Raw genomic sequence first — 7,059 nt, forward strand, 5'->3', positions numbered from 1 at the left:
CCATGGGCGCGCTGCATTACCGTATGAATTCAGGCCTGGGTGTTGTCGGTGACGCCGAGGTACGCCGCCATCATGCGGCTCAGTTCGGAAATCATCCGTTCATCGTCGAGATGCAGCGGCCCGGAATCGTTCAGCACTGCATTGACCAGCACGCTGAAGACCGCCTGCATGGCAAAGCGCACACGCAGCTCGGCGATGTCCGTGGGCAGAGACAGCCGTGGCACCAGCAACTGAACCATCCGCTCGACGATCGCTTCGCCGCTCTGGCGGTGTGGCGCCCACTCTTCCGGCTTCGTCGAGGCATGCCGCAGCGATGCGCGCATCACGCCGCGATTGGCCAGCGTGCCCAGCACCATGAAGCGCGCGGCCTTGTCGAGCAGCACGGAGGTCGGTACATCTTCCCAGCGCTCCTGCGCAAGGTAGCGTTCGATCGATGCCGAGGTTTCTTCCGTCACCAGCGCGCGCAACGCCTCGAAATAGGCCATCTTGTCGCGGAAGCGGCCGTAGAAAGCGCCCACCGACACCTGGCACGCAGCGGCGATCTGAGCCACCGAAACCGCGGCGAAATCGCGCTTCGCCAGCAGTTCACGGCCTGCGCCGAGCAGGGCCTGCTCGGTATCGCGCGCGCGCCGCTGCCGCGGCGGCTGCAGGATCGAAGGCGTATCGATACGGGGGAAGGAGGAAGTGGCCGAAAGGCCGGACGACGTCGCTGGCATAGGGATGTTCCGTATTCGAATTCAGATTCGCTTTTGCAAAATACCGGTGCGCGCCGCGCGGCGTCAAGGCTTTTGTCGGGTGGCCGGTCGCTGCGAACGGGTGGGTGGCCACTCGTGCGCGCAAGGTACGCATGCTCGTTGCTCCGCGTGGTGGATGCCGTTGCAGGCAGTATCAGAGCGAGCCAAATACCATGCCGAGACCGTATGTGAACGAAGCGGCCATGCCGCCAATCAGGATCTGCCGCAGCGCCGAGAACCAGCCTGGCCTGCCGTTGAACGACGACGTGCCCCAGCCGACCAGGCCAAGCCCGCAGAGGCAGGCAATGATGCTGCCGAGCTGCGCCGACGGCCCGGCGGTCACCAGGAAGGGCAGCAGCGGCACCAGCGCGCCGCTGCTGTACAGCACGAACGAGATCACCGCGGCCTGCAGCGGATTGCCGCCGCGTTCCTGCGGGTTGATGCCAAGCACGTCGCGCGCAAACGTATCGAGCGTGGCGCGCGGATCGCGCATGATCTCGTCGGCGGCACGTTCCGCATCCGCGGAAGGCATACCTTTGCCGGACAGCACCGCGACCAGCCGCCGCCGCGCGCTGGCGGTATCGTGCGCGATCTCGTGCGCCATGTCGCGCAGCCGCTTGTTGTTCATCTCGCGGCTGTTGGTAACCGACAGCCATTCGCCCAGTGCCATCGAGCAGGCACCCGCGGTCAGGCCCGCGAGCCCCGCCAGGATTACGGCTTCACGCGTGGCGGCCGCGCCTTCCAGCCCCATCACGAGGCAGAAGCTGGAGACCAGTCCGTCGTTGACCCCCAGCACCGCTGCGCGCAGCGCATTGCCGCTGGGACGGCGGATGAGGTGCCGCAAGCGCGCACCGAAGCCGGTCGGTTTGGGGACGCTGGTCAGGGGCATGGGTCGACGTCTTGGCGTTTTGGTCCCGGTTTCGTGAACACTGTCTCAGCGGAAGCGCGGACCGAGGTCGTCGCGCATCCAGTCGATAAAGGCGCGCGTGCGCGCCGGCAGCAGGCGTGCATGCGGATAGATCAGCGACAGCGGCCAGGCAGGCTGCTCGAAGGTCTCCAGCACAATGCGCAGCTTGCGCGCCTGCACCAGTTGCGCCACCTGGTAAGAGAGGAAATTACCGAAGCCGGCGCCTTCCGCGCAAGCGGCAACGGCTGGCGCGGTCTGGTTGAACTCGAGGTTGCCCGACACCTGCACCTGGAACGGCTTGCCGTTTTCCTGGAACGTCCACCAGTGCGCGGCGTTGCCGGTGAAACGCACGCAATTGGCGCGCGCGAGGTCGTCGGGGTGGCGTGGCGTGCCATGCTTGCGCAGGTAGGCCGGGGTGGCCACCACCACGCGCCGGATATGGCCGACCGGCTGCGCCACCAGCGTCGAATCCGCCAGCGGGCCGATGCGGACGCCCACGTCGAGTTCTTCTTCCAGCAGGTTTACCACGCGGTCGGTGAATTCCATGCGGCAGCGCACGCGCGGATAGCGCTGCACGAAGCGCGTGACCGCCGGCGCGATATACATCTGCCCGAACAGCACTGGCGCAGTCAGCGTGAGCTGGCCGCTGGGCTCGACATGGCTGGCGGTCAGGCCGGCCTCGACTTCATCGATGGTGGCCAGGATGCGCCGGCAACTGTCGAGATAGCTGCGCCCCTCGCCGGTCAGCGACAAGCGTCGCGTGGTGCGGTTGAGCAACCGCACCTGCAGCTCGGATTCGAGCGCGGCCAGCGTGCGCACCACCGCGGGCAGGGAGGTGTGCAGCGTTGCCGCGGCGGCCGTCAGGCTGCCCGCGTCGACGATCCGTACGAAGGTCTGCATGGCTCGGAGCTTGTCCATGGCGCCACACATTACTCCGATTTCCGGAGTAGTCAAATATCAAGCGCCCCATTTATTGCATCGTCTTCGGCGTCCAGAATTCTGCTATCCCAACCACCGAGGAGTGTGTCATGCAAGCCGCCAGCCATCCCGCCGAGCCCGGCCTTCCGCTCGTCCCGCTCGTTCTTTACCGCTCGCCGCTGTCTGGCCATGCCCATCGCGCCGAACTGTTCCTGTCGCTGCTGGGACTGCCGTACCGGGTGGTAGACGTCGACCTGCGCGGCGGCGAGCAGCACCGCGAGCCCTTCCTGCGGCTCAATCCCTTCGGACAGGTGCCGGTGCTGGACGACAACGGGGTGGTGATTGCCGATTCCAACGCGATCCTGGTCTACCTGGCCACGCGCTATGACGATGGCCGCTGGCTGCCGCGCGACGCGCTCGGAGCCGCGAGCGTACAGCGCTGGCTGTCGGTGGCCGCTGGGGAAATCGCCTTCGGTCCCGCCGCGGCGCGCCTGGGCGTGCTGTTTGGGCGGCCGGTGCCGCTGGACGACGCCATCGCCCGCGCGCAGCGCCTGTTCGTGCTGATGGAGTCCCTGCTGGCCGAACAGCCGTTCCTGGCAGCCAGCCATGCCACGATCGCCGACGTTGCCGCCTACAGCTATATTGCCCGCGCCGAGGAAGGCAATGTGCCCTTGGCGCCGTATCCTGCACTGAACGCGTGGCTGCGCCGCATCGAGGCGCTGCCCGGCTTCGTGCCGATGATCGTATCCCGGCCCGCGCGGGCTGCCTGAGACGTGATTACCCGGCGCCGCCGCGCGGGCGCCGGCCGCATCAGCCAAGGAGTCGATCATGGAGCTGCCCGTCTGGCCGCATGCCGGCCTGCCTTTCCACGCCGGGGAACTGGCCGCGCAGGAGCGCGCCGGCAAGCGCGAGCGCATGGCTGCGGCCGGCGCGCGCGTCATCCGCGGCGAAATGCCGGAACAGCATCGCCACTTCTTCGCCCAGTTGCCATTCCTGCTGGTTGGCGCGGCCGACGCCGACGGTTTGCCGTGGACGTCGATGCTTGCCAGCGCGCCCGGGTTTGCATACAGTCCCGATGCCACGCACTTGCGCATCGACGCCTTGCCGCTGCCTGGCGATCCGCTTGAACAGGCGCTGGAGCACGGTGCGCGCATCGGCTTGCTTGGCATCGAACTGGCCACGCGCCGGCGTAACCGGATGAACGGCATCATCGTCGCGCGCGATCAGCGCGGGTTCACGGTAGAAGTCGAGCAAAGCTTCGGCAACTGCCCGCGCTATATCCAGCTGCGCGAAGGCACCGCGGCGCAACCGGTTGCTTCCATGCCGGCATGGCATGGCACGGCGCTGGACGACGATGCGGCAGCACGGCTGCGTGTGGCCGACACGCTGTTCATTGCCACCAGCCATGTTGCCTCGCCGGAGGAGGGCGAGCACACCGGCGGCGTCGATGTGTCGCACCGCGGCGGCAAGCCTGGCTTTATCCGTGTGGACGGCGATGGCACGCTCACCTTCCCGGATTTCAACGGCAACAACTTCTTCAATACCGTCGGCAACCTGCTGCAAAATCCGCGCGCCGGACTGGCGGTGCCCGATTTCGCCGAAGGGGCGCTGCTCCATGTCGGTGGTCACGCCGAAGTGATCTGGGACGGCGCCGAGCTGGAGGCGTTTGCCGGGGCGGAACGGCTGGTGCGGCTGCATGTCGAGCGAGTGGTGCGGCGCCCGTCGGTGCTGCCGATGCGCTGGCGGTTGCGCGAATATTCGCCGGTGCTGGCTGCCACCGGCGCCTGGCCGGCGGCCTGAGCGGTGGGCCCTGCGCTGCGACGGGCGGGGAGGTGCATGTGATGGCGGACTCGGTCCCGCTCGTCATGCGGTATCTCGAGGCGCCGTACCGCCGGTCAGCCGTGTCCCCGGTATTTCAGTGCGGCACAGTGGCCGACCAGCGTGCTGATGCAGCAGGCGTCGCCGCTCCATTCGCCGCCGATGACGATGCCGTCCGGGCCGGCGATCAGCTTGCGCTGGCAATGGCCCGGCATCGGCGTGCGTTCCATGCCGGCATCGCGGGGGCCGCTGCCCGGCGCGCGGGCTGCCGGGATGGTCTCGTTCCACACATAGGCGGTGCCGGAGGGCATCGCCTGAACCGCCTGTGGCGGTCCCCACTGGCGCTTGGCCTCGTCGACAGGGACGTTCTTCCACGAGTCGAAGATGTCCTGCATGGCGCCGCCGCCCAGGCTGGCACACGCGCCGGTGAAGGCCCCGGCGCAGAGGATGGCCAGGCACGCGCGCACCCGCGCGGCGCCGCGGGCCGTTTCGGCAGGACGGAACAGTTTGGCAGGCATGGAGACTCCGCATCGGCGCGCCCGGCGGCAAGGGCGGTCCGTCGAGACTAACGGAAGGGCGCGCTTGCCCGCAAGACGGTCTGCGCGCCACCACACACAGCCCGGCAACCGGCGGGGCGGTTTCAGTCGGCGAACAGATCCAGGGCTTGCTGACCGGCCACGCGTGCTGGCCTGCGTGGGGCGGTTCCCGATGCCGCGCGCACCGGCCGCATTACATCCTGAGTCATCGCCGGCGGGGTCAGTTCGAACAGGCTCGCTACCGGCAGCGGGACCGCTTCCGGCATCCACTGCGCCATGCGCGGGGCCAGGATATGGTAGGTGTCAAGGTCGAAGTGCGCCGGGGCAACGGCCAGCGCGCGGGCCTCGTCCAGCGTGGGCGAGCAGCCCAGATAGCACCAGTCGTTGGCGACATGCCACCACGTGCGTCCGGCATGCTCCTCGTGCCATGCCACCGGACCGTCAAAAGGCCACGGCACCAGTGCCAGCGGCGCGAGTGCGGTGGCCAGGCGGGCGCGGTGCGCGGCGGACGGCTCGGCGCCGACGCAGGCACCGGCGCAGCGGTGGACCTGCCGCGCGAAGCATGGATTGCCCCGCCGCGTGGTTTTTTCCAGCGACAGCGTGGCCATGCACAGCCCGTGTTCCTCGGCCAGCCCGCGCAAGCGCGCCTCGGCCGCACCGCGGCTGCCAAAGGCGCCGAACAGATCGCGATGCCGGCAGAAATCAGTGTCGCGGCTGGTGCGCAGGCGCGGCACCGGCAACTGCGGCGGCAGCTCCCATGCGTAGAGCCAGGCATTGCTGCGCAGCAGCTGGTTGTGGACAGGCTGCATCGCCTTGACCAGCCTGGCCTCGAGCAGCAGCGCGCCGGTCTCGCCGCCGGTCTCGCGCCACTCGACCCGGCGCACCAGCCGCGCCAGCCGCATATCCTTGCCATAGCGGTAGTCGCCCGAGAAATGGGCGCCGATGCGCTGGCGCAGGTGCACGCTCTTGCCTACGTACAGCGGGACGTCGTCGTCGCCATAGAAGATATAGACACCGGGAGCGGCAGGCACGTCTTCCAGCGCGGTCTCGTCCAGGCCGGCCGGCAGGCTGGCGCGGCGCACCAGGGAGCGCACCGCGGCCTCGACCAGCTCGACGGAATACGTGTCGTGGATCTTCTGCCAGAACTGCCAAAGCAGTTCGGCATCGGCCAGGGCGCGGTGCCGGCCCTTGGGCGTCAGGCCAAAGCGCGCGATCAGCGCATCGAGGCCATGGCGTTCCACGGAAGGGTAAAGCGAGCGCGACAGGCGTACCGTGCACAGCACATCCGCACGGAACGTGACTCCGGCGCGCCGGAACGCGTTCTTCAGGAAGCCATAGTCGAAGCGTGCGTTATGGGCCACGAAAAGACGGCCTTGCAGGCGCTCGGCAAGAGGCTCGGCGAGTGACTCGAACGTCGGCTGGCCGCGCACCATCTCGTCAGAGATGCCAGTCATGCGCTGGATAAAAGGCGGGATCCCCATGCCGGGGTCCAGCAGCGTGTCCCATTCGGTAATCCCGTCCGGGCCGACCTCGACCACGCCGATCTCGGTGATCCGGTCACGCTGGGCATCGGCCCCGGTGGTTTCGAGGTCGACAAAGACGATCGGGCGCGACAGCGCCGCGGCGAGCGCAAGGGCGTCTGCAAAGTGCTTGCCGTCCGCAGGCATGCGTGACGGCAGATAGGTGGGCATATCCGGCATCAGCGGATTTTAAGTGCCTGGCGATGGCGGCACGAAGAAGTTTTCGGAAACCCCTTGCCAAGCCCCTCGGCGTCGCTTAATATTCGCCCCCTCGCAACACAACGCGGCGCTGCAAAGGCAGGCGCAGCAAGGGTTGCGGGGTCGACCGGGAGGTTGGCGCGGCGAGGTTTGCAGCGCTGACCGCAGCAAAAAAAGATTGCTGAAACGGTTGACGAAGCGAAGAAAGCTCTGCATAATCTCGTTTCTCTGCTGCAAACAACGCAGCGCGCTGAACGGCAAAGCCGGTGAGCGAAGTTCTTTAACAACCAAACAACCGATAAGTGTGGGCGCTGGGTAGCGGACGCCGCTGTCTTCGGACAGTGTTGCTTCACAAGTTATACAGTGCTCGCACAGCAAAACGTGACTGGGTCTTCGGATCTGGTCAGTCAGTTTTCTGAGAGTGAGCG

The 7,059-nt window shown here is 67.4% G+C and carries 7 protein-coding genes; 2 read left to right on the forward strand and 5 right to left on the reverse strand.

Annotated elements, in window-relative coordinates:
• Positions 1-29: 29 nt before the first annotated feature.
• From J8I82_RS17310 to J8I82_RS17320, 3 genes are all read right to left on the reverse strand, one after another.
• Positions 30-716 carry a TetR/AcrR family transcriptional regulator gene (locus J8I82_RS17310; protein WP_209759617.1) on the reverse strand — a complete coding sequence of 229 codons (687 nt, stop codon included), beginning with the start codon at positions 714-716 and terminating at the stop codon, positions 30-32.
• 172 nt (positions 717-888) lie between these two features.
• On the reverse strand, positions 889-1,623 hold the full coding sequence (locus J8I82_RS17315; protein ID WP_209759619.1) for a VIT1/CCC1 transporter family protein: 735 nt from the start codon (positions 1,621-1,623) through the stop codon (positions 889-891).
• Positions 1,624-1,668: 45 nt separating this feature from the next.
• Positions 1,669-2,571: a LysR family transcriptional regulator gene (locus J8I82_RS17320; protein WP_209759621.1), complete on the reverse strand. Its 903-nt coding sequence runs from the start codon at positions 2,569-2,571 to the stop codon at positions 1,669-1,671.
• 98 nt (positions 2,572-2,669) lie between these two features.
• Between J8I82_RS17320 and J8I82_RS17325 the strand changes: the two genes are divergently transcribed.
• Positions 2,670-3,329: a glutathione S-transferase family protein gene (locus J8I82_RS17325; RefSeq protein WP_209759623.1), complete on the forward strand. Its 660-nt coding sequence runs from the start codon at positions 2,670-2,672 to the stop codon at positions 3,327-3,329.
• Between the two features lie 58 nt (positions 3,330-3,387).
• Positions 3,388-4,359: a pyridoxamine 5'-phosphate oxidase family protein gene (locus J8I82_RS17330; RefSeq protein ID WP_209759625.1), complete on the forward strand. Its 972-nt coding sequence runs from the start codon at positions 3,388-3,390 to the stop codon at positions 4,357-4,359.
• A gap of 95 nt (positions 4,360-4,454) precedes the next feature.
• Here the strand turns inward: J8I82_RS17330 and J8I82_RS17335 are convergent, their stop codons facing one another.
• Positions 4,455-4,895 carry a hypothetical protein gene (locus tag J8I82_RS17335; protein WP_209759627.1) on the reverse strand — a complete coding sequence of 147 codons (441 nt, stop codon included), beginning with the start codon at positions 4,893-4,895 and terminating at the stop codon, positions 4,455-4,457.
• A 122-nt stretch (positions 4,896-5,017) separates the two neighbouring features.
• Entirely contained in the window at positions 5,018-6,613 is a 1,596-nt protein-coding gene (locus J8I82_RS17340; RefSeq protein WP_209759629.1) for a 3'-5' exonuclease family protein, read from the reverse strand.
• Positions 6,614-7,059 lie beyond the last annotated feature (446 nt).

The organism is Cupriavidus consociatus (assembly GCF_017814975.1).
GTDB classification, from domain to species: domain Bacteria; phylum Pseudomonadota; class Gammaproteobacteria; order Burkholderiales; family Burkholderiaceae; genus Cupriavidus; species Cupriavidus consociatus.